Source organism: Streptomyces sp. Isolate_45 (genome assembly GCF_024721315.2).
Taxonomy (GTDB): domain Bacteria; phylum Actinomycetota; class Actinomycetes; order Streptomycetales; family Streptomycetaceae; genus Streptomyces.
In genome coordinates this window covers 1-22,688 of the sequence record NZ_JANFAK020000057.1, presented here as the reverse complement: position 1 = coordinate 22,688, position 22,688 = coordinate 1, and the positions used below count along the sequence as shown (strand labels likewise).

The 22,688-nt window shown below is 72.5% G+C and carries 16 protein-coding genes and 1 tRNA gene; 2 read left to right on the top strand and 15 right to left on the bottom strand.

Annotation, left to right across the window (positions count from 1 at the left end; translation table 11 throughout):
• Window positions 1–21: 21 nt before the first annotated feature.
• Together NOD94_RS19800 and NOD94_RS19795 are read right to left on the bottom strand one after the other, a co-directional pair.
• The gene (locus NOD94_RS19800; RefSeq protein ID WP_281207319.1) at window positions 22–1,236 is read right to left on the bottom strand and encodes a beta-ketoacyl-[acyl-carrier-protein] synthase family protein; all 1,215 of its coding nucleotides are present in this window, start codon (window positions 1,234–1,236) and stop codon (window positions 22–24) included.
• Window positions 1,233–1,478 carry a phosphopantetheine-binding protein gene (locus tag NOD94_RS19795; RefSeq protein WP_281207318.1) on the bottom strand — a complete coding sequence of 82 codons (246 nt, stop codon included), beginning with the start codon at window positions 1,476–1,478 and terminating at the stop codon, window positions 1,233–1,235. Before NOD94_RS19795 ends, NOD94_RS19800 begins: the two co-directional genes overlap by 4 nt.
• A 610-nt stretch (window positions 1,479–2,088) precedes the next feature.
• Between NOD94_RS19795 and NOD94_RS19790 the strand changes: the two genes are divergently transcribed.
• Window positions 2,089–2,307, top strand: a complete 219-nt coding sequence (locus NOD94_RS19790; protein WP_281207317.1) for a hypothetical protein — start codon at window positions 2,089–2,091, stop codon at window positions 2,305–2,307.
• Between the two features lie 244 nt (window positions 2,308–2,551).
• Here NOD94_RS19790 and NOD94_RS19785 read toward each other — a convergent pair.
• The 11 genes from NOD94_RS19785 to bldG all read right to left on the bottom strand — a co-directional run bounded on the left by NOD94_RS19785 (window position 2,552) and on the right by bldG (window position 19,160).
• Window positions 2,552–2,625: transfer RNA gene (locus tag NOD94_RS19785), tRNA-Thr, on the bottom strand.
• Window positions 2,626–2,740: 115 nt separating this feature from the next.
• The gene (locus NOD94_RS19780) at window positions 2,741–4,273 is read right to left on the bottom strand and encodes an alpha/beta hydrolase (protein WP_281207316.1); all 1,533 of its coding nucleotides are present in this window, start codon (window positions 4,271–4,273) and stop codon (window positions 2,741–2,743) included.
• A 252-nt stretch (window positions 4,274–4,525) separates the two neighbouring features.
• The gene (locus NOD94_RS19775) at window positions 4,526–5,737 is read right to left on the bottom strand and encodes a DNA polymerase III subunit delta' (protein ID WP_281207315.1); all 1,212 of its coding nucleotides are present in this window, start codon (window positions 5,735–5,737) and stop codon (window positions 4,526–4,528) included.
• Between the two features lie 279 nt (window positions 5,738–6,016).
• Window positions 6,017–9,280: a dTMP kinase gene (gene tmk, locus NOD94_RS19770; RefSeq protein ID WP_281207314.1), complete on the bottom strand. Its 3,264-nt coding sequence runs from the start codon at window positions 9,278–9,280 to the stop codon at window positions 6,017–6,019.
• 163 nt (window positions 9,281–9,443) lie between these two features.
• The gene (gene topA / locus NOD94_RS19765) at window positions 9,444–12,281 is read right to left on the bottom strand and encodes a type I DNA topoisomerase (RefSeq protein ID WP_281207313.1); all 2,838 of its coding nucleotides are present in this window, start codon (window positions 12,279–12,281) and stop codon (window positions 9,444–9,446) included.
• A 266-nt stretch (window positions 12,282–12,547) separates the two neighbouring features.
• Complete coding sequence (locus NOD94_RS19760; protein ID WP_281207312.1) at window positions 12,548–12,745, bottom strand: hypothetical protein; 198 nt, start codon at window positions 12,743–12,745, stop codon at window positions 12,548–12,550.
• Window positions 12,746–12,910: 165 nt separating this feature from the next.
• Window positions 12,911–14,428 carry a methyltransferase gene (locus NOD94_RS19755; RefSeq protein ID WP_281207311.1) on the bottom strand — a complete coding sequence of 506 codons (1,518 nt, stop codon included), beginning with the start codon at window positions 14,426–14,428 and terminating at the stop codon, window positions 12,911–12,913.
• Window positions 14,429–14,569: 141 nt separating this feature from the next.
• Window positions 14,570–15,136: a small secreted protein gene (locus tag NOD94_RS19750; protein WP_281207310.1), complete on the bottom strand. Its 567-nt coding sequence runs from the start codon at window positions 15,134–15,136 to the stop codon at window positions 14,570–14,572.
• A 191-nt stretch (window positions 15,137–15,327) separates the two neighbouring features.
• Complete coding sequence (locus tag NOD94_RS19745) at window positions 15,328–17,736, bottom strand: sodium-translocating pyrophosphatase (protein WP_281207309.1); 2,409 nt, start codon at window positions 17,734–17,736, stop codon at window positions 15,328–15,330.
• A gap of 524 nt (window positions 17,737–18,260) precedes the next feature.
• Window positions 18,261–18,701, bottom strand: a complete 441-nt coding sequence (locus NOD94_RS19740) for an ATP-binding protein (RefSeq protein ID WP_281207308.1) — start codon at window positions 18,699–18,701, stop codon at window positions 18,261–18,263.
• A gap of 117 nt (window positions 18,702–18,818) precedes the next feature.
• Window positions 18,819–19,160, bottom strand: coding sequence for an anti-sigma factor antagonist BldG (gene bldG / locus NOD94_RS19735; RefSeq protein WP_030152678.1), 342 nt, complete (start codon window positions 19,158–19,160; stop codon window positions 18,819–18,821).
• Window positions 19,161–19,241: 81 nt separating this feature from the next.
• On the opposite strand from bldG, the gene NOD94_RS19730 reads away from it, so the two are divergent.
• A complete protein-coding gene (locus NOD94_RS19730) occupies window positions 19,242–21,695 on the top strand; it encodes a DEAD/DEAH box helicase (protein ID WP_281207307.1) in 2,454 nt (817 codons plus the stop codon).
• Between the two features lie 413 nt (window positions 21,696–22,108).
• On the opposite strand, the gene NOD94_RS19725 is transcribed toward NOD94_RS19730, so the two are convergent.
• Window positions 22,109–22,495, bottom strand: a complete 387-nt coding sequence (locus NOD94_RS19725) for an Rv3654c family TadE-like protein (RefSeq protein WP_281207306.1) — start codon at window positions 22,493–22,495, stop codon at window positions 22,109–22,111.
• The coding region (locus NOD94_RS19720; RefSeq protein ID WP_281207305.1) for a TadE family type IV pilus minor pilin at window positions 22,492–22,688 on the bottom strand (197 nt) is incomplete at its 5' end. The genes NOD94_RS19720 and NOD94_RS19725, both read right to left, overlap by 4 nt.

The window sequence follows — 22,688 nt, the reverse complement described above, 5'->3', positions numbered from 1 at the left end:
GCGCGCGGACGTGCGGACGGGTCAGACATCCAGCACCAGCGCCGAGTTGCTGCCGCCGAAGCCGAAGGACGTGCTCACGGCGACGGACGCGCCGTGCCGGCGCACGCCCCCCAGGACGAGGTCGATGTCGGGCAGGTCCGGATCGGCCCGGACCGTGTGCGCGATCGGCGGCACCGTCCCCGCGCGCAGGCTGCGCAACGTCAGGACCGCCTCGATGGCGCCGGAGGCGCCGAGCGTGTGCCCGAGCAGCCCCTTGTTCGCCGTCACCGACGGCCCGTGCGGGAACACCCTGGCGATGAGCTGGGCCTCCGACCGGTCGTTCTGCGGGGTGGACGTGCCGTGCGCGTTGAACGTCCCGACGTCCTTCGGCACCAGGCCGGCCTGGTCCAACGCCTGCCGCACGGCAGCCTCGGCACCCACCCCCTCGGGATGCGGGGAGACCGGGTGGTAGGCGTCGGAGGTGCTGCCGTAACCGAGCAACCGGCCGAGGACCCGGGCGTGCCGGGCCAGGGCGGTCGCCGGACGTTCCAGGACGACGGCCCCCGCCCCCTCGGAGATGACGAACCCGTCGCGGTCGGCGGCGAACGGCCGGGAGGCGTCCGGCCCCTTGTGGCTCGACAGGGCTCCCATCCGGGCGAAGCCCGAGACCACGAGCGGGGTCACCCCCGCGTCCGTCCCGCAGGCGATGACCGTGTCGCAGGTCCCCGCGTCCAGCAGCGTCTTCGCCAGACCGATCGCGGCCGCACCCGACGCGCAGGCCGCGACCACCGTGTGACTGGGCCCGGTGATCCCCAACCGCATCGCGAGCGTGCCGGCCGCCATGTTGATCAGGGAACGCGGGTGCATGTACGGCGAGACCATCTCGGGCCCGTTCCGCGAGAGCCGCTGGTGACCCTCCTCCAGGGTGGTCACCCCGCCCAACCCGCAACCCACCACGACCCCGACCCGGCTGCCGTCCCACACTCCCGGATCGAGCCCCGCCTCACTGAGCGCCTGATCCACCGCCACCAGCGCGAACCGTATGAACGGATCGGTACGCGCGGTCCCCCGGCCCGTGAGCTGCTCCCCGAGCGGGGGCACCCGCAGGCTGTGCCACACCCCCGTCCCCTCCAGCGGCCCCGGATCACCGGACTCGGGCGACCGGGCCGCGCAAAGCGCGGCCCAGGTCGCGTCGACGTCCGTGCCCGCGGGAGTCACCAGTCCGGTCCCGGTGATGGCAGCGGCGCCTCCCGTCACGCCGCTTCCAGTACGGAGTGGGCCAGGGCGACGACGTCCCCGACCGTGCAGTCCACCAGGCGGGTCTCGTCGCCGCCGAGATCCGCGCCCGTCTCCTCCTTGATGCGCACGATGAGTTCGGCGATGGCCAGCGAGTCCAGCTCAAGGGTGCGCAACAGGACGTCGTCGGCGATCTCCGCGGGGTCCACCTCCAGGTCCTCGGCCAGGATCCCGTGCACGATCGTCTTGGGGTCAATGCTCACGGCTTGTCACCTCTGTTAGGGAGAAACTCTCGGATCGGCCGCCGCCACCGACGACTTGAGCCGCGCTCAAGCCCGGCAAGGGCGACAACAGGGGAAGGAACGAGATCGAGTCCACTGTGATGCCGCCGGATATGCGCCCCGTATCCCCCGGTTATCCCGCCCCTGGAGCCCCCGCCGCCACCCTGCGGGGCGGCGGTGAGCGGTGGGCCTCGACAATTCCCCTCCCCCACCCCGTCCCCGCAGCTCACCCCACCTCCACCCGCCTCACACCACCCCGTCCCCCACCCCCACCCACCCGCCCTGGTCCCCCGCAACACAACCACTGGACCCCCACCGGACCCCGAACCTCAACCCGACCCACCCACCAACCGAAGAACGCCCGGCACGAACCCCCACCCCCCAACACCCACCCGCCCACATCCACCCACGCCCGCATTCGGCACGACACGAGACCCCGACGCCCCGTCAGCCCACACCCACCCGGTCACTCTTAGTAGTGGACCGCCCTCCCAGGCAGAACCCCTGGGCTCACCCGCGGAGTTGGCACACGTCCGGCGCCATCGGCTCGACCCCCGTGGCGGCCTTCGACCACCAGGTCGGAGGAGTCACCATGAAGGTCCCGACCGGCTGCATGTTCACCCATATCGTCCGCGGCGAGGGCAAGAACATCACCTACCAGAACGCCGGCGTGGACTGCGGCTTCGGAAAGACGTGTGCGTACATCCACGTCATCGACTGGGGCGCGATCATCACATCCGTGGCCGTGGGAGCCCTCACCCGCTGGGCCTGGCAAGCCCGCACCACAAGAACGGACACACCCCTCAGGTAGGCGCTCCCCCCCTGCCCGGACAGCGAGTCACCCAAGCCCTGTTCGAGGCGAAACGGGCCCGGGAACCCGAGGCCCGAGCACCATGCCGTCCCGGCCGGACACGACCATCGGCGCAGCGCGGCCCGAGGCCACTCCACTCGCGCAACGTTCCCACTCGGGATTCCTCACCCCGGCCGCGCGCCCGCACGGGCGGAGGGCATGAAAAAGCCCCAGGTCACGGCGAGTGAGTCCTGGGGCTAATCCGAGCCGCCTTCGGGATTCGAACCCGAGACCTACGCATTACGAGTGCGTTGCTCTGGCCAACTGAGCTAAGGCGGCACCGCTGGGAAGACAAGAATTTCCCTGGTGGGAGGCTCTCATCAGCAGCGGCGCCAAGTCTACAGGGTTAAACCGGGTGCCCCGAACCGGGTCGGCGGGGCGGGGGCCGGCGGGGTCAGCAGCGCTTGCCGTCCTTCGGGGGGACGCCCTGGAGGAGGTACCGGTTGATGGCCGTGTCGATGCACTCGCTGCCCCGTCCGTACGCCGTGTGGCCGTCGCCGTCGTACGTCAGGAGGGTTCCCGAGTCGAGCTGGCCGGCCAGGGCCTGGGCCCACTTGTACGGGGTCGCGGGGTCCCGCGTCGTGCCGACCACCACGATCGGCGCCGCGCCCTTGGCGGGTAGCGCCTTCGCCTCGCCCGTGGCCTTCACCGGCCAGTACCCGCAGTTCAGCGAGGCCCAGGCCAGCCCCGGCCCGAACACCGGCGAGGCCTTCTCGAAGGACGGCAGCGCGGCGTCGACGGCCTCCGGACCGGTGAAGGCGGGCGGCTGGTCGAGGCAGTTCACGGCGGCGTTCGCGAACATCAGGTTCGCGTACTTGCCGTCCGCCCCGCGCTCGTAGTAGCTGTCGGCGAGGGCCAGCAGCCCGGCGCCGTCGCCGTCCATGGCGTTGGTGAGGGCTTCGCGCAGCTGCGGCCAGGCGCTCTCGTCGTACAGCGCCGCGATCACGCCCGTCGTGGCGAGCGACTCGCCCAGCGGGCGGGAGCCGTCGCCGGACGGGACGGGCTGGGCGTCGAGCTTGCGGAAGAACTCCTTCAGGCGCTGCGCCACCGAGTCCGGGTCCCCCTGGCCCAGCGGGCAGCCGGGCTGCTTCGCGCAGTTCTCGGCGAAGGACCGGAAGGCGGTCTCGAAGCCCGCCGTCTGGTCCCGGTTCAGGTCGATCGCGGGCCGGGAGGGGTCCATCGCGCCGTCCAGCACCAGCCGGCCGACGCGGTCCGGGAACAGGTCCGCGTACGTCGCGCCGAGGAAGGTGCCGTACGAGGCCCCGACGTAGTTGAGCTTCTCGTCGCCCAGCACTCCCCGGAGCATGTCCATGTCCCGGGCGGCGTCAACGGTCGAGACGTGCGGCAGGATCCGCTGCGACCGGGTCTGACAGCCCGCCGCGAACTCCTTGAACGCGGCCACCAGCCGGGCCCGCTCCGCCTTGTCGTCCGGCGTCTGGTCCACCTGGGTGAACTTGTCCATCTGCGGTCCGGACAGGCACTCGACGGGACTGCTGCGGTCCACCCCGCGCGGATCGAAGGAGACCATGTCGTACTGGGCGCGCACGGCCGCCGGGTACCCGATGCCCGCGTACGCCTGGAGGTACCCGATGCCGGAACCTCCCGGACCGCCCGGGTTGACCAGGAGCGAGCCCAGCTTCTTGCCGGGGCCGGTGGCGGTGCGGCGGGCGACCGCGAGGTCGATGTCCTGCCCGGCGCCGGGGTTCCCGTAGTCCAGCGGTGCCTTCATCGTGGAGCACTGGAAGCCGGGGACACCGCACTCGCGCCAGCTCAGCTTCTGCTCGTAGTACGGGCGCAGCCCGGCGGGGACCGCGGACGACCCCGCCGAGGCAGCCACCCCCGAACCACCGGACGTGCACCCGGAGAGCAGCAGCCCGGCGGCTGCGATCACGGTCCCGGTGGTACGCAGCAGGCGACTGGTGTCCATGCCAGGAGCCTACGGCTCGGACCCGCCCGCCGTCGGATGGGACGATCCGGGCAGCGGACGGCCGACCGGGGTCGGCCCGCCGCCCGCCCGGAGCGTTCCGTCCTGCGCGGTGCGCCGGGGACCGCTCGTACGGGTGAACCGCCGAGGCGTCCGCGCCACGGCCCGACCCACCCGCACGCCTCGACCCGCACGGCTCGGCCCGCACGCCTCGGCACCCGCGTGGGCCCCGCCCGCGGCGGCCGCCCGCCCGCGTCAGCCCGCGCGCAGCGCCATTGTCATGGCCTCGACCGCGAGCAGCGGCGCCACGTTCCTGTCGAGGGCGGTCCGGCAGGCGATGATCGCCTCGATCCGCCGCAAGGTGCGTTCGGGGCCCGAGGCGCGGGCGATGCGGTCGAGGTCCGGCCGCATCTCCTCGTTCGCGATGGCTAGGCCGGAGCCGAGTTGGAGGGCGAGCACGTCCCGGTAGAAGCCGGTGAGGTCGGTCAGTGCCAGGTCGAGGCTGTCGCGCTGGGTACGGGTACGGCGGCGCTTCTGGCGGTCCTCTAGCTCCTTCATCACGCCCGCGGTGCCCCGCGGCATCCGGCTGCCCGCTCCGGCGCCGGCGCCGAGCGCCGCCCTCAGCTCCTCGGTCTCCTTCCCGTCGACCTCCTCCGCGACCTGCTTGGCGTCCTCCGCCGCCGCGTCGACGAGTTCCTGCGCGGCCTTGAGGCAGCCGCCCACGTCGTCCACGCGCAGCGGCAGCCGCAGGACGGCGGCACGCCGGCTCCGGGCCGCCTCGTCGGTGGCGAGCCGCCGGGCCCGCCCGATGTGCCCCTGGGTGGCGCGGGCGGCGGCCGAGGCGGCCGCGGGCTCGACCCCGTCGCGCCGCACCAGGAGGTCCGCCACCGCCTCCACGGACGGGGTGCGCAGGGTCAGGTGCCGGCAGCGGGACCGGATGGTGGGCAGCACGTCCTCCAGGGAGGGTGCGCACAGCAGCCACACCGTCCGCGGAGCGGGCTCCTCCACCGCCTTGAGGAGCACGTTCCCGGCACCTTCGGTGAGCCGGTCCGCGTCTTCGAGGACGATGACCTGCCAGCGGCCGACGGCCGGCGAGAGCTGCGCCCGGCGGACGAGGCTACGGGTCTCCTTGACGCCGATGGACAGCAGATCGGTACGGACGATCTCCACGTCGGCGTGCGTACCGATCAGGGTGGTGTGGCAGCCGTCGCAGAACCCGCAGCCGGGCTCACCGCCGAGGGCCCGGTCGGGGCTGACGCACTGGAGCGCGGCCGCGAAGGCGCGGGCCGCCGTGGCCCGGCCGGACCCGGGCGGGCCGGTGAACAGCCAGGCGTGGGTCATCTTGGACGCGGGGGGCACGGGGGTGCCGTCCGAGGTGGCCGTGACCAGGGTGTCGGCATCCCGGGCGGCTGCTGCCAGCTGCGCCTGCACGCGATCCTGTCCCACGAGGTCGTCCCATACGGGCATCCCGCGCCCACCACCCTTCCCACTCCGTCGATACGTGGCCGTGCGACTCCATCGGCCGCACCGATCCGTCGGCCGCACCGTTCCGTCGGCCACACCGTTCCGTCGGCCGTACGAATCCGTCGGCCGTACGGCCCCATCGGCCGCCCGCCCGATGAGCCGCCCGCCCACCCGATGACCGGGCAGCCGCCCGTCGCCGCTGACGGCCATGTCCGGCCGCCGGTGGCCGCGCGCGTGCCGTTCCCATTGTGGCGCGCGCCACCGACAATTCCGGCCGCTCGGTCAGCGCCTGCGGCGCGGACGGCGGCCCTCGTCGTCGCCGTCGTCGTCCCGGTGCGACCCCAGCAGTTCGTCCGCCAGGGTCGGCAGGTCGTCCATCGGGGTTTCCTCGGCCCAGTCGGAGCGCTCGCGGCGCGGCCTCCCGTCGTCCCCGACGACGGGGAGCTCGCGGGTCACGTCGTTATCGGCGTCCCGGAAGATGCCGGGCGGAACCCGGTCCGTCGGGTTCTCCTCCGACCGGCGGGCCGTGGGCCGCGACGCGGAACCGCTCCTGCCGCCGGAGCCGGCGGCCGGCGCGGGCGGCGTCGCCCGCCGGCCCGCAGCCCCGGAAGCACCGGAAGCACCGGAAGCACCCGAGGAACCAGCAGCACCCGAGGAACCGGAAACACCCGAATCACCCGGACCACCGGTCCCGTCGGGGCGTACGGCCGGCAGCACCGCCGTCTCGTCCGTCGCACCCGCCGAGCCCGCCGCACCCCGCGCCGGATCGACCTTCGGCACCGGAACCGTCTGCGTCACGTCGTCCGGCTGGACGACCCGCCTGACCACGGGGGTCTCGACGGTGACCGCCTCGTCCGGCAGGGGGTCCTTCCGCATGCCGACCTTGGGACCGGGCGCCGGAGCCGAAGCGGCCGAAGCCGATGCGGATGCGGATGCGGATGCGGACGCCGCCGCGGCGGCGGCCGCCGAGGCCTCCGCCTCCCGGCGCGCCTCCTCCGCCTTCAGCAGGGCCTCCTCGGCGCGCCGCTGCTTCTCCAGCCTCCGCGCCTCGGCCTCGGCACGCAGCCGGGCCTCCTCCGCCTCCTCGAGCCGGATCCGCTCCTGCTCGGCGGCGCGGGCCTTCGCCTCGGCCTCGGCGCGCAGCCGTTCGGCCTCGGCCCGGGCCCGGGCCTCCTCCTCGGCGCGCAGCCGCTCCTCCTCCGCCTTGCGGGCGGCCTCCGCCTCGGCCCTGATCCGGGCCTCCTCGGCCTCGCGGGCCAGCCGGGCCTCTTCCTCGGCCTTCAGCCGGGCCTCCTCGGCCTTGCGGGCGGCCTCCGCCTCCGCCTTGCGCCGGGCCTCCTCCTCGGCGAGCCGGCGCGCCTCGATCTGCGCCGCCACCTCGGCCTCGGACAGGGGCAGCATCCGGTCCAGGCGGTGCCGTACGACGGTGGTCACCGAACCCGGGTCCTGACCCGCGTCGACGACCAGGTAGCGACCGGGGTCGGCGGCGGCGAGCGTCAGGAATCCGGCGCGCACCCGCTGGTGGAACGCCGCGGGCTCCGATTCCAGCCGGTCGGGCGCCTCGGTGAAGCGCTCCCGGGCGGTCTCCGGGGACACGTCGAGCAGGACGGTCAGGTTCGGGACGAGTCCGCCGGTGGCCCAGCGGGAGATCCGGGCGATCTCGGTCGGGGCGAGGTCGCGGCCCGCGCCCTGGTAGGCCACGGAGGAGTCGATGTAGCGGTCGGAGATGACCACGGCGCCGCGCTCCAGCGCCGGCCGGACGACCGTGTCCACGTGCTCGGCGCGGTCGGCGGCGTACATCAGCGCCTCGGCGCGGTTCGACAGCCCGGCCGAGGACACGTCGAGCAGGATCGAGCGGAGCCGCTTGCCGACCGGCGTGGCTCCCGGCTCGCGGGTCACGACGACCTCGTGGCCCTTGCCCCGTATCCAGTCGGCGAGGGCCTCCGCCTGGGTGGACTTGCCGGCGCCGTCACCACCTTCGAGGGCGATGAAGAACCCGGTCGTGGAAGGAGCCTGGACCGGGTCCCCGCCGCGCAGCGCCTCGCGCAGGTCGCGGCGCAGCGGTACTCCGCCGCGGTCGTCGGCCTTGGTGAGGACCACCACGGCGACGGGCAGCAGCAGCGCGCCGACGAGCATCAGCGTGAAGGCGGCGCCGCCGTGCGAGAACACGTCCTCGCCGCCGACCAGCCGGTGCGGTCCGATCGCGGCGGCGAGCAGCGGGGCCGCGACCGCGCCCAACGCCACCGCGACCCGGACCACGGCCTGGAGGTGCTCGGTGACCCGGGCCCGGCGGAACTCCTCGGTCTCCTGGTCCAGCAGGGTGTGCCCGGTGTTGGCGGCGACGCCCGCGGCGGTACCGGCGAGAAGGGCAAGGAACAGCACGGTGGCGGTGTCCGGGACGAGCCCGGTGAGCAGCAGCGCGAGGCCGGTCACCCCGGTGGCCAGGGCCAGCAGGCGGCGCCGCGACAGGGTGGGCAGTACCTTGCCGGCCTGGGTGGCGCGGATGCCGAGGGCGGTGCCGCCGACGAGGGCGAGGACCAGCAGGGCGTACGCGGCGGGGCCGCCGCCCAGGTCGAAGGCCTGCAGTACGGCGACGGATGCGGCGCAGGCCACCGCTCCGGCGACGGCCGCGCAGGTCAGGACGAACAGCCGGAGGTTTCCCGTACGCCCCTTCTCGCGCTGGTCGCCCGCCTTGGGGGCCCGCAGGCCCTCCAGCGGGGAACGCGGCCTCGGGGTCTTCGTCGAGGGCAGTGCCAGCGGCAGCAGCAGCGAGACGGACGCGGCGAACAGGCCGGCCGCCACGTACGAGCCGAGCGCCGCCTGGTTCGCCGCGAACCAGTCCACGCCCAGGCCCAGGGCCCGCCCGACGAGGGTGGCGGCGAGCAGCGCGCCGGCGGCGACGGGCATCGCCGCGAAGGCCGTACGCAGCGTCAGGCGCCGCAGGGCGTCGAGGTGGTCCGGGAGCGGACGTACGGTCGCCCCCTCGGGCGGCGGCTCCGGCAGCAGCGCGGGCGCGGCGCTCTCCTTGGCCAGCGTCCACACGCGCTCGGCGGCGCCGGAGACGAAGACGGTGGCGAGCAGCGCGGTCGTGGCCTGCCCGGGGATCCAGTCGAGCCAGAGCGGGGCGACGACGAACAGCCCGATGCGCAGCCCGTCGGCCCCGACCATCGTCCAGCGCCGGTCCAGCTTGCCCCCGGGGGCGGTGAGCTTGGCCAGCGGGCCGAGCAGTACCGCTCCGAACAGCACGGTGGCGAGGATCCGCACGCCGAAGACGGCGGCGACGGCGAAGGCCGCGCCCCGGTAGCCGTCACCGAACACGCCTCCCGGGGCCGCGTCGACGGCGGCCTGGAGCGTCAGCAACACCAGGACGAGCAGGGCGAGGGCATCGCCGATGCCGCTCACCAGCTGCGCGCTCCACAGTCGGCGGAGTCTGGGGGTGCGCAGCAGCGCGCGCACCGCTCGCTCGCGGGAGTCCGCGGCCAGGGCTTCGTCGTAGGTGGGGTTCTCGGAGTCGGTCACGACCGTTGGCTGCTCGGCTCGCGTCATCCGCCCAGCCTATCCGCTGTCCCTGGCGGTTGCGTTGGGCTGTGGACAGGGCCCGGTGTGACCCCGCACCCACTCGTGCCGCGCCCGGGTGCGGCACGCCCGAGGGCCCCGCGCGGATCGCGCGGGGCCCTCGGGAGGAACGAACGGATCGACCTGTCGGCCGCTACGCCTCCGACGCCGGAACGGCCGCCGTCTTCTTGGCCGTCGTCTTCTTCGCCGCGGCCGTCTTCGTGGCGGTGGTCGTCTTCTTGGCCGCCGTCGTCTTCTTGGCGGCGGCGGTCTTGGTGGCCGTCGCCTTCTTCGCCGGGGCCTTCTTGGCCGTCGCCTTCTTGGCGGGGGCCTTCTTCGCGGTCTTCTTCGCCGGACCCTTGGCCCGCTTCTCCGCGAGCAGCTCGTAGCCCCGCTCGGGCGTGATCGTCTCGACGTCGTCGTCGCGGCGCAGCGTCGCGTTGGTCTCGCCGTCCGTCACGTACGGACCGAAGCGGCCGTCCTTGACGACGACCGGCTTCTCGCTGACCGGGTCGGTGCCGAGCTCCTTGAGCGGGGGCTTGGCCGCGGCCCGCCCGCGCTGCTTGGGCTGCGCGTAGATGGCGAGGGCCTCGTCGAGGGTGATCGCGAAGAGCTGGTCCTCGGTCTCCAGGGACCGCGAGTCCGTGCCCTTCTTCAGGTACGGGCCGTAGCGGCCGTTCTGGGCGGTGATCTCGACGCCCTCCGCGTCCACGCCGACCACGCGCGGCAGCGACATCAGCTTGAGCGCGTCGTCGAGGGTGACGGTGTCCAGGGACATCGACTGGAAGAGGGAGGCCGTCCGCGGCTTCACCGCGTTCTTGCCCGTCTTCGGGGTGCCCTCGGGGAGGATCTCGGTGACGTACGGCCCGTAGCGACCGTCCTTCGCGACGATCTGGTTCCCGCTCACCGGGTCGGCGCCGAGTTCGAATTCACCGCTCGGCTTCGCGAACAGTTCCTCCGCGTACTCGACCGTCAGCTCGTCGGGAGCCATGTCGTCGGGCACGTCGGCCCGCTGGTGGCCCTCGGCGTCCTTCTCGCCGCGCTCCACGTACGGCCCGTAGCGGCCGACGCGCAGCACGATGTCGTCGCCGACGGGGAAGGAGGAGATCTCCCGGGCGTCGATCGCGCCCAGGTCCGTGACCAGCTCCTTCAGGCCACCGAGGTGGTCTCCGTTGGCGGGGACGACCTCGGAGGCGTCCTCGGAACCGAAGTAGAAGCGCTTGAGCCACGGCACGGACTGGGCCTCGCCGCGCGCGATGCGGTCGAGGTCGTCCTCCATCTTCGCGGTGAAGTCGTAGTCGACGAGCCGCCCGAAGTGCGTCTCCAGGAGGTTCACCACGGCGAACGACAGGAAGGACGGCACGAGGGCCGTGCCCTTCTTGAAGACGTAGCCGCGGTCGAGGATCGTGCCGATGATCGACGCGTACGTCGACGGTCGGCCGATCTCCCGCTCTTCGAGCTCCTTGACCAGCGAGGCCTCGGTGTAGCGGGCCGGCGGCTTGGTCGAGTGGCCGTCGACGGTGATCTCCTCGGCCGACAGCGCGTCGCCCTCGGCGACCTGCGGCAGCCGCTTCTCACGGTCGTCGAGCTCGGCGTTCGGGTCGTCGGCGCCTTCGACGTAGGCCTTCATGAAGCCGTGGAAGGTGATCGTCTTGCCGGAGGCGCTGAACTCGGCGTCCCGGCCGTCCGACGCGGCGCCGCCGATCTTCACGGTCACCGAGTTGCCGGTCGCGTCCTTCATCTGGGAGGCGACGGTCCGCTTCCAGATGAGCTCGTACAGGCGGAACTGGTCGCCGCTCAGACCGGTCTCGGCCGGGGTGCGGAAACGATCACCCGAGGGTCGGATCGCCTCGTGCGCCTCCTGCGCGTTCTTGACCTTGCCGGCGTAGACGCGCGGCTTCTCCGGCAGGTAGTCGGCCCCGTACAACTGGGTCACCTGCGCCCGGGCCGCGTTCACCGCCGTGTCCGAGAGCGTCGTGGAGTCCGTACGCATGTAGGTGATGAAGCCGTTCTCGTACAGCTTCTGGGCCACCTGCATGGTCGCCTTCGCACCGAAGCCCAGCTTGCGCGAGGCCTCCTGCTGGAGCGTCGTCGTGCGGAAGGGGGCGTACGGGGAGCGGCGGTAGGGCTTGGAGTCGACCGACCGCACCGCGAACGACGTCTGCTCCAGCGCGGCGGCGAGCGCCCGGGCGTTCGCCTCGTCGAGGTGCAGGACCTCGCTCTTGAGCTGCCCGGTCGAGCCGAAGTCGCGGCCCTGGGCGACGCGCTTGCCGTCGACCGTGTTCAGGCGGGCGACCAGCGTGGAGGGGTCGGAGGCGTCACCGGCGCGGCCGGTGGCGAAGGTACCGGTCAGGTCCCAGTACTCCGCGGAGCGGAAGGCGATGCGCTCGCGTTCCTTCTCGACGACCATGCGCGTGGCGACGGACTGGACGCGGCCCGCCGACAGCTTCGGCATGACCTTCTTCCACAGGACCGGCGAGACCTCGTAGCCGTAGAGGCGGTCGAGGATGCGGCGGGTCTCCTGGGCGTCGACCATGCGCTGGTTGAGCTCGCGCGGGTTGGCGACGGCGTCGCGGATCGCGTCCTTGGTGATCTCGTGGAAGACCATCCGGTGGACGGGGACCTTGGGCTTGAGCACCTCTTGCAGGTGCCACGCGATGGCTTCGCCCTCGCGGTCCTCATCGGTGGCGAGGAAGAGTTCGTCGGACTCGGCCAGCAGGTCCTTGAGCTTGCGGACCTGCGCCTTCTTGTCCGCGTTGACGACGTAGATCGGCTGGAAGTCGTGTTCGACGTCCACACCGAGGCGGCGCACCTCACCGGTGTACTTGTCGGGAACCTCGGCCGCGCCGCTGGGGAGGTCGCGAATGTGCCCGACGCTCGCCTCGACGACGTATCCCGGGCCGAGGTAGCCCTTGATCGTCTTCGCCTTGGCAGGGGACTCGACGATGACGAGTCGGCGGCCGCCCTTTGCGGTCTCGCTAGTCGGGGACAACTTGGCTCTTCTCTCCGGTCGGCACTCGGTCGCAGTACGGCGACGCTGCGGAGTGTGACGGTACAACCCGCCCCCGTGTCAAACGGCACAAGCCCGCAACGGCCACTCGAACGGTAACCCGACAAGTGCGGTTTCTGCCGCCCGGATGCCGCGCCGGGCCCCTTCCGGTCACCGGCCGGAGTGGCCGCAGAGCCGTCTGGCCCCGCCTCCACACCCGTCTCGACGTCGGGTTTCACCCCCGTACGGAGATCATCGCCGGGCCCGCCTCAGAAGCGCTGGAGACACCAAACCCCGAGGGCCAGGGAGCCCGCGCCGGCCAGGACGGCCAGCGGTACGGCCAGGACGGGGCGCACGCCTTCGGCCACCGGCGCGCGGTGCAGGGCGCGCGCCCCCGTCCAGACCAGCAGAGCGGCTCCGAACAGCAGGAACACGGCTGCCGCGAAGATCGCCGGACCGCGTTCCATGCCGTTCCCCTTTACCCCTGGGCCGCTCGGGGATCCCCCCGGATCCCGCTGCCCCGGAGCCTGCCGGCCGTGGGGATACGGCGGGCGAACCCCGGGTTACATCACGGGTACGGGAAGGACTTCCGAGGACCTCGGGAGGCCGACGACAGGCCTTGACGACGGGCCCTAGGAGGGGTTGCCGCCCGGCAGGGGCTCCAGGAAGCCCTGCTCCACCAGCAGCCGAATGGCCTCCGGGGTCCGGTCCCGCAGGACGACCGGATCCTCTTCCATCAGCTGGGCGATCGCGTCGAGGATCCGCCCCGCGCTGAGTGAGCCGTCACACACTCCGGCGAAGCCCGCCCCGACCGTGTCGACCTTGGTGGCCCGCCGCATCCCGCGGTTCTGCCGCAGCACCACGTGCTCCGGGTCCTCCGCCCCGGGCGCGCCGACCTGCTCCTGGACCACCTCGGCGGTCAACCGGAAATACCCGGCCAGCAGCGCCGCGTCGTCGTGTTCGCGCAGGTAGTCCTGCCGGGCGAAGTGGGCCAGTACGGCCTCGCCGAGCGGCTGCTCGACCGAGTGCGGCCACTCCTCGACCACGATCGAGGGCTCCGTCGCGTCGGTGCGGCGCAGGGTGATCCAGCCGAATCCGACGGCCTTGGTCCCGCTCGCCTCGAACTCGTCCAGCCAGTCCTCGTACCGGCGGGTGTACTCGGCCGGGTCGGTGCGGTGGTCGCCCGCGTCGCGGAGCCACAGCTCCGCGTACTGCGTCACGTCCTGCACGTCACGCTGCACGATCCAGGCGTCGCAGCCGCGCGGCACCCACGAGCGGAGCCGGTCGTGCCAGTCCTCACCGTCCACGTGCTGCCAATTGCCGAGGAACTGGGCGTACCCGCCCGGGTTCAGGTGCGCGCCCGCCTCCTGGACCAGCGTCCGGCACAGGTCGTCGCCGCTCATGCCGCCGTCGCGGTAGGTCAGCCGGGCGCCGGGGGAGATCACGAACGGCGGGTTCGACACGATGAGGTCGTACGTGGCGTCCCCGACGGGCTCGAAGAGCGACCCCGCGAGCAGTTCCGCCTCCGGCGCCCCGGAGAGAGCCAGCGTCAAACGGGTGAACTCCAGCGCGCGCGGGTTGACGTCGGTGGCGGTGACCCGGGTCGCGTGCTGGGCGGCGTGCAGCGCCTGGATACCGGATCCGGTGCCGAGGTCGAGGGCGGAGCCGACGGGGAACCGCACGGTGATTCCGGCCAGCGTGGTGGACGCCCCGCCCACGCCGAGGACCACGCCCTCCTCCCGACTGCCGATCCCACCGGCCCCGCCGACGGCGCAGCCGAGGTCCGAGACGATGAACCAGTCCTCGCCCTCCGGGCCTCCGTACGGGCGTACGTCGACGGTGGCGTGCACCTCGTCCCCCTCGCGCCGCAACCAGCCGTCGGCGAGGGCGGCCTCGACGGGCAGCGCGGCCGCGGCGTGCACGTACGGCACGGCCCCCTGGAGGAGGAAGAGCCGGACCAGGCTCGCGAGTGGGGTGTCGCCGGCGCCGCGCGTGGCCCGCAGGGCGGGCACCGTCTCACTGCGGGCCAACGCCGCGTAGGCGGGGGCCCCGAGCAGGTCGAGCAGCCCGTCGGCGGTGAAACCGGCGGCGAGCAGGGCGGCGCGGAGTTCGGCGGCGCTGTCGGGCGAGGGAAGGCTGGTGGTACTCACGCGTCCATTGTGGCCGCTGGGGCCGGCAAACCGAACGACCCCCGACGCACGGCAGGGCGGCCGGGTCCACGCGGGAACTCCGGCCGCCCCGGGCGCCGATCGGCGCGCGCGGGGGGCGGCGGGGGGACGGACGCGCCGCGATCAGCCCGTCGCGGGCGTGGTGACCTGGCAGCCCTTCTGACCGTAGATCACCTTGAGCCCGGTGGACTCCAGCTTCTGCTTGCTCGCCGTCTCGTTGGCCGCGACCTCGGTCAGACCGCCGGCCACCTGCTGGAGACCTTCCGCGAACTTGCTCTGGTCCTTCGCGTCGAGCGCGTCGATCTTCGTCTTCAGTTCGATGTAGCTCTTGGAGATCTGGTCGTAGCTCTTCACCACGGAGTCCTGGGCCGCCTTGCCGTCCTTGACCGGCGCTTCGCCGGCCGCGGTCAGCGCACCGCCCATGGACTTGTAGGCGTCGGACAGCGACTGGAAGGCCGCCGAGTCGGTCTGCTGGACCTCCTCGGGCTTGTTGCTCTGCGTGGCCACCCGCTTCAACTCGTCATTGGTGGTCTTGATCTTGGTGAGCTCGGGCTCCCACTTGTCACAGACCTTCTTCGCCCAGGCGTCGGCCTTCTGCTTGCTGTCGTCTTTCCCGTCGCCGCCGCAGCCGGACAGGACGAGCATCAGTACCGCACCGCCGGACACCGCGGCCGCAAACTTCTTGTTCACCGGATTGGTCCCTTCGAAGGCTCTCGGCCCGGAAGATACACGCCCACCCTCCGGGGACGCACAAAGGCGGACAGACGACGCGTCGCTACGCGTCGCCCGTCCGCCGTTCGGGCGCATCCTTGAGCCGGTCGCCCGCGGAGGTCAAAATTCCGGAGGCCAGGACTCCGGAGCGGGAGCCGGTGGTCCGAACGTCAGGAAACCACCGCCGGACCGGGGGACTGGGCCACCCGCTCGGCCTGTGGGTCCTCGTCCTCGCCCTCGTCGCCGACGGCGATGCCCCGGCGCTTGGAGACGTACACCGCGCCGATGATCACACCGATGGCGAGGGTCGCCACGACGGCCCGTACGGTCGGGCTGGTGTCGTCGCCGTAGCTGAACTGGACGACGGCGGGGGCGATCAGCAGCGCCACCAGGTTCATCACCTTGAGCAGCGGGTTGATGGCCGGTCCGGCGGTGTCCTTGAACGGGTCGCCGACCGTGTCGCCGATGACGACGGCGGCGTGGGACTCGCTGCCCTTGCCCCCGTGGTGGCCGTCCTCGACGAGCTTCTTCGCGTTGTCCCACGCACCACCGGAGTTGGCGAGGAAGACGGCCATCAGCGTGCCGGTGCCGATGGCGCCCGCGAGGAAGGAACCGAGCGCGCCGACGCCCAGGGAGAAGCCCACCGCGATCGGGGTGAGGACGGCGAGCAGCCCGGGCGTGGCGAGCTCGCGCAGGGCGTCCTTGGTGCAGATGTCCACGACGCGGCCGTACTCGGGCTTCTCCGTGTAGTCCATGATCCCCGGGTGCTCGCGGAACTGACGGCGCACCTCGTAGACGACGGCGCCGGCCGAGCGGGACACCGCGTTGATGGCCAGGCCGGAGAAGAGGAACACCACGGCCGCGCCCAGGATCAGACCGACGAGGTTGTTCGGTTGGGCGATGTCGAGGCTGAGGTTCATCTCCCCGGCCTTCGCCCCGACCTCCTTGACGGCGCCGGCGATCGCGTCGTTGTACGAGCCGAACAGCGCGGCCGCCGCGAGGACGGCGGTGGCGATGGCGATGCCCTTGGTGATGGCCTTGGTGGTGTTGCCGACGGCGTCCAGGTCGGTGAGGACCTGCGCGCCCGCTCCCTCGACGTCGCCGGACATCTCCGCGATGCCCTGCGCGTTGTCCGAGACCGGACCGAAGGTGTCCATCGCGACGATGACGCCGACGGTGGTCAGCAGCCCCGTGCCGGCCAGCGCCACGGCGAAGAGCGCCAGCATGATCGACGTACCGCCGAGCAGGAAGGCCCCGTACACGCCGAGGCCGATCAGCAGCGCCGTGTACACGGCGGATTCCAGGCCGACGGAGATGCCGGCGAGGATGACGGTGGCCGCGCCGGTCAGGGAGGACTTGCCGATGTCCCGGACGGGGCGCCGGTTGGTCTCGGTGAAGTAGCCGGTCAGCTGCTGGATCAGGGCGGCGAGCACGATGCCGATCGCGACGGCGACGATCGCCAGGACCCGCGGGTCACCGGGGTGGTTCGCGATGGCGGCGTCCTCGACCCCGACGAGCTCCTTGTACGTGGCCGGCAGGTACGCGTAGACGGCGATCCCGACGAGCACCAGGGAGATCACCGCGGAGATGAAGAAGCCGCGGTTGATGGCGGTCATGCCACTGCGGTCGGACCGGCGCGGCGCCACCGCGAAGATGCCGATCATGGCGGTGACGACACCGATGGCGGGCACGATCAGCGGGAAGGCGAGCCCGAGGTCGCCGAAGGCCGCCTTGCCCAGGATGAGCGCGGCCACCAGGGTGACGGCGTACGACTCGAACAGGTCGGCGGCCATCCCCGCGCAGTCACCGACGTTGTCGCCCACGTTGTCGGCGATGGTCGCGGCATTGCGCGGATCGTCCTCCGGAATGCCCTGCTCGACCTTGCCGACCAGGTCGGCGCCGACGTCGGCGGCCTTGGTGAAGATGCCGCCGCCGACGCGCATGAACATGGCGATCAGCGCGGCGCCCAGGCCGAACCCCTCCAGGACCTTGGGCGCGTCGGCCGCGTAGACCAGGACGACGCAGGAGGCGCCGAGCAGGCCGAGGCCGACGGTGAACATGCCCACCACGCCACCGGTGCGGAAGGCGATCTTCATGGCCTTGTGGGCCACCTCGGTGAGGTCCTTGGCGGGTTCGCCCTCGGCGGGGGTGGCCTCCCGGGCGGCGGCCGCGACGCGGACGTTGGCGCGCACCGCGAGGCGCATGCCGATGTAGCCGGTGGCGGCCGAGAAGAGCGCGCCGACGAGGAAGAAACCGGAGCGGCCTCCACGCTGCGACCAGTCGTCGGCCGGAAGCAGGAAGAGCAGGAAGAAGACGACCACGGCGAAGACGCCGAGGGTGCGCAACTGGCGTCCGAGGTAGGCGTTGGCGCCTTCCTGAACGGCTGCGGCGATCTTCTTCATGCTGTCGGTGCCCTCGTCCGCGGCGAGGACCTGGCGGGTCAGGATCTGCGCGACGACGAGCGCGGCCAACGCGACGACGGCGATGACGATGACGATGAGCCGATTGTCATCGGTGAGTACTGCGGCTGCCAGATCATGTGCGCGATCCGGCGCGATAGGGGTGAAGAGCCCCGTCATTCGTCCTCCTTGACGTGATGAGCTCAAGATGTGGACGGATTGTAGGGAGCGCGACCTGATCAAAACAGTGCGCGTGAAACGGAATTGGCCCGCAGTTGCTCCTCATCAATGGATCGCGTCACTCCATTACCCTCGAAAGAAGTAATGGGGCAAAGGCATTGACGACTGATCAACGATCTAGAGGGTTTTTCGGAGAAATGCAAAAGGCCCTGCTCAACAGGGCCTCGATAAAGATCGGACGATACGATCCGCGCCGGCGCGGCGGTGCTCCGGGCCGACGCCGGGGCGTACGCGGAAGCGGGCGCGGCGCGCGCGGGACTCCCCACGGCTCCTGTCGAACGGATCCGCGTCCGGCTCGATCCACCGGCCCCTCGGGGCGCGACGGGCGCGACGGGGGCACGCCTCTCACACCGTCCGGCTCCACCGGCCGCGCCGAACGAGGGCAACGGCGGGAGCAGCGGCCACGGTGAGAGACCGCGGCGGCGGCCGCGGAATGCTGCTGCGGCGGCGGCGGCGGCCTGACGCTACGAAACCTGGGCGGAGCCGGAGACGGGCCAGCTCATCCGAATCGTTCCGCCGGACTCGTCCGCGGACACGGAGACGTCGTCGACGAGCCCGCTGATCACGGCGAGGCCCATCTCGTCCTCCCCGTCGATGTCCGGGTCCAGGACGGCCGCGATGCCGGGAACGGACTCGATGGAACCACCGGCCGGCCCGGGCACCTCGTCGCCAACCTCGATGGAGAACGACTTCTCCTCCTCGGTCAGCACCACCCGGACGGGCGCGGTCAGCCCGTTGCTCCGGTGCAGTCCGACGGCACGCGAACACGCTTCGCCCACGGCGAGGCGGACCTCGTCGAGGACGGCTTCCTCCACCCCTGCCCGGCGCGCCACCGCGGCCGCGACGAGGCGGGCCGTCCGGACGTGTTCGGGCTGGGCGCTGAAGCGCAGTTCAACGGTGGCCATGTGCGTCCCCCTCGGACTACGGGCGTGACTTGACAGGGGCCCGGACCGCCCATGGCCCGGTACCCCCGCTCCTAGTCGGCGCCTGCGCCGTTTCCGGCGGCAGCCGCCAGGAGCACGTCAGTCGGTGGCTGCGACGGCGTCTTCCACCGTGGTGTGGATCGGGAACACCTTGGTCAGACCGGTGATGCGGAAGATCTTCAGGATGCGCTCCTGGTTGCAGACCAGACGCAGCGAGCCCTCGTGCGCGCGGACGCGCTTGAGGCCTCCCACGAGCACACCGAGGCCGGTGGAGTCGAGGAAGTCCACTCGCTCCATGTCGACAACCAAGTGGTAGCTGCCGTCGTTCACCAACTCCACCAACTGCTCGCGCAGCTTGGGCGCGGTATACACATCAATCTCGCCACCGACCTCTACGACCGTGCGGTCGCCGACAGTGCGAGTCGACAGGGACAGGTCCACGGATCCTCCAGCACCTTGCTATCGAGCGGCGCCCCCCAGGGGCCTCCCCATCCGAAGGTAGGGGAGGGATCGGCTGCCGCGATGGCATTCAATCACTTACCGGCAGGCGCGCACGACGCCTTGGGACCATTGTCCCGCACGCCAGTGACACACTCGGTTCCAATGGCCAACACTCACCGCCCCGGTCGGCCCACGGCGCCCACGGACGCACGACCCACTCCCGACACGGTCCTGGACCGGTTGTCACGGGGGTCTTCCCGAGCTGCGCGCATCACTCATACGGAGCACTTGCCCCCTCGGGCGGGTCGTCATGCGGTCTGGCCCGATCGCATCCGAACGGATGTCGTAGCCGCGATTTCGGCCGCCGGCATCGACCATCCGTGGGAACACCAGGCGGCCGCCGTCGAGCTCGCCCTCGACGGCGAGTCGGTGGTCGTCGCCACCGGGACCGCCTCGGGCAAGTCGCTGGCCTACCTCGCCCCCGTGCTCTCCGCCCTCGCGGACGGCTCCGAGGCGCCGAACGGCCGGGGTGCGACGGCCCTCTACCTGGCCCCCACCAAGGCTCTGGCCGCCGACCAGCGGCGCGCCGTGCGGGAACTGGCCGCGCCGCTGGGAAACGCCGTCCGACCCGCCGTGTACGACGGCGACACCCCGTTCGAGGAACGGGAGTGGGTGCGCCAGTACGCCAATTACGTACTGACCAACCCGGACATGTTGCACCGGGGGATCCTGCCCGCCCACCCGCGCTGGTCGTCGTTCCTGAAGGCCCTGCGCTACGTCGTCATCGACGAGTGCCACACCTATCGGGGGGTCTTCGGGTCCCACGTCGCCCAGGTCCTGCGCCGGCTGCGGCGGCTGTGCGCCCGCTACGGCTCCGAGCCGGTCTTCCTGCTGGCCTCCGCCACCGCGAGCGACCCGGCGGCGGCCGCGTCCAGGCTGACCGGCGTACCCGTCACCGAGGTCTCGGACGACGCCTCCCCGCGCGGCGAGGTCGTCTTCGCCCTGTGGGAGCCGCCGCTGACCGACCTCAAGGGCGAGAAGGGCGCCCCCGTACGCCGCACCGCCACCGCCGAGACCGCCGACCTGCTGACCGACCTGGTCGTCCAGGGGGTCCGCACGGTGGCCTTCGTCCGCTCCCGGCGCGGGGCCGAGCTGATCGCCGTGATCGCCCAGGAGAGACTCGCCGAGGTGGACCGCTCCCTGCCCCGGCGTGTCGCCGCCTACCGGGGCGGCTACCTGCCCGAGGAACGCCGCGCCCTGGAGCGGGCCCTGCACTCCGGCGAACTGCTGGGCCTGGCCGCGACCACCGCGCTGGAGCTGGGCGTGGACGTGTCGGGCCTCGACGCCGTCCTGATCACCGGCTACCCCGGCACCCGGGCCTCCCTGTGGCAGCAGGCGGGCCGCGCCGGACGGTCCGGGCAGGGCGCCCTGGCCATCCTGATCGCCCGCGACGACCCGCTGGACACCTACCTGGTCCACCACCCCGAGGCGCTCTTCCGGCAGCCCGTGGAAGCCACCGTCCTCGACCCCGACAACCCGTACGTCCTGGCCCCGCACCTGTGCGCGGCGGCCGCCGAGCTGCCGCTGACCGAAGCGGACCTGGACCTCTTCGGCCCGGCCGCGCACGGCCTCCTGCCCCAGCTGGAGGCGGCGAAGCTGCTGCGGCGCCGGGCTACGGCCTGGCACTGGACCCGCCGCGAGCGCGCCTCGGACCTGACCGACATCCGGGGCGGCGGCGGCCGGCCCGTGCAGATCGTGGAGGCCGCCACCGGACGGCTGCTGGGCACGGTCGACGAGTCCGCCTCGCACACCGCCGTCCACGACGGGGCCGTCCACCTCCACCAGGGCCGCACCTACCTGGTCAAACGCCTCGACCTGGAGGATTCGGTGGCCCTCGTCGAGGAAGCGACCCCGCCGTTCTCGACCACGGCCCGCGACACCACCTCCATCTCGATCCTGGAGACCGAGACCGAGATCCCGTGGGGCGCGGCCCGGCTGTGCTTCGGATCCGTGGAGGTCACCAACCAGGTGGTCTCCTACCTGCGCCGCAAGCTGATCACCGGCGAGGTGCTCGGCGAGGCCAAGCTGGACCTGCCGCCGCGCACCCTGCGCACACGGGCCGTGTGGTGGACGGTCACCGAGGACCAGCTCGACGAGGCCCGGATCAACCCGGAGATCCTCGGCGGCGCCCTGCACGCCGCCGAACACGCCTCCATCGGCCTGCTCCCGCTGTTCGCGACCTGCGACCGCTGGGACATCGGCGGCGTCTCCGTACCGCTGCATCCCGACACCCTGCTGCCCACGGTGTTCGTGTACGACGGCCACCCGGGCGGCGCCGGATTCGCCGAGCGGGCCTTCCACACGGCGCGGGCCTGGCTGACGGCCACCCGGGACGCCATCGCCGCCTGCGAGTGCGAGGCGGGCTGCCCCTCCTGCATCCAGTCCCCCAAGTGCGGCAACGGCAACGACCCCCTCCACAAACGCGGCGCCATCCGCCTCCTCACCCACCTCCTCGCCCCCACTCCACCGGCGTGAGGGTGTCGGCCCGCCCGGGTCAGGACGTGGGGGCGGCCGGACCCACCGATGCCCCGGCCGCCCCCACACCCTGGTTCCGGCAGGCCGGGACTCAGGGGCCCCACCACGGCCCCCGCGGGCGCCGACGGCCCCGCAGGACCGGAGCACCGGCCGAAGCCCCGCAAACCGCCCCCAGGGCCCACGGCGCCGCTCCCCATGAGCCGCGACACAAACCCTCCTGAACCATGACGAACAACACCCCACAGCCCGAACACGAGACGCCTTCGCCCCCACCACCGAGATGGCCGAAAATCGCCCCTCGCTCCCCCCGAAAAGCCCGCCCCACCCCTCACCCGCTCCCCTCCCGCCTAAGGCCACGGCGTCTCCACGGCCTTCACCCCCTCCCGCCGAAGGCAACGACGTCCCCACGACCTTCACCCCCTCCCACCGAAGGCAACGACGTCCCCACGACCTTCACCCCCTCCCACCGAAGGCAACGGCGGGCCGGCCCTGGAGTGCAGGGTCGGGGCGAAGGGGCCCGCTTCGACGCGAGCCGTGATCTCGGCGACCTCCCCCTCGACCCGGCACGCCGTCACCCTCGCGCCCTGGGCCCCGGCCACCCTGACCGCCGCGGCGCAGGCAGCGACGGGGCCGTGGGACCAGCTCGCGGCCGCCGCGAGGGCGGCGAGGTCGGCCGCCGCACCCGCGCGGTGGCGGGCCGCGACCGCCTGGCCGAGGAGCAGCACACCCCCGAACACGGCGCCCAGGATCGTGACGGCCACCGTGGCCCACACCGTCGCGGAACCCCGGTCCCGGCTCACGGCGGCGGCCCCACGCTGTCCTCCGCCAGGGCCACCGCCAGCGCCCCGATCCGTACCGGCAGCCGGTCGGGACCCGGCGCGGGCGCCGCGACGCCGACCCGCCAGAGGTCACCCACGCGCTCCACCTCCACCTCCGCTCCGCGCGGGGCGGCCGCCCGGGCGGCAGCCACCGCCACCTCGGTCGGCTCGGACC

Excerpts from the sequence above, each read along its gene's own strand:
- NOD94_RS19775 (WP_281207315.1), bottom strand. The coding sequence starts at position 5,737 with ATGCCCGTATGGGACGACCTCGTGGGACAGGATCGCGTGCAGGCGCAG.
- tmk (WP_281207314.1), bottom strand. The coding sequence starts at position 9,280 with ATGACGCGAGCCGAGCAGCCAACGGTCGTGACCGACTCCGAGAACCCC.
- NOD94_RS19745 (WP_281207309.1), bottom strand. The coding sequence starts at position 17,736 with ATGACGGGGCTCTTCACCCCTATCGCGCCGGATCGCGCACATGATCTG.
- NOD94_RS19790 (WP_281207317.1), top strand. The coding sequence starts at position 2,089 with ATGAAGGTCCCGACCGGCTGCATGTTCACCCATATCGTCCGCGGCGAG.
- NOD94_RS19780 (WP_281207316.1), bottom strand. The coding sequence starts at position 4,273 with ATGGACACCAGTCGCCTGCTGCGTACCACCGGGACCGTGATCGCAGCC.
- NOD94_RS19760 (WP_281207312.1), bottom strand. The coding sequence starts at position 12,745 with ATGGAACGCGGTCCGGCGATCTTCGCGGCAGCCGTGTTCCTGCTGTTC.
- NOD94_RS19740 (WP_281207308.1), bottom strand. The coding sequence starts at position 18,701 with ATGGCCACCGTTGAACTGCGCTTCAGCGCCCAGCCCGAACACGTCCGG.
- NOD94_RS19730 (WP_281207307.1), top strand. The coding sequence starts at position 19,242 with ATGGCATTCAATCACTTACCGGCAGGCGCGCACGACGCCTTGGGACCA.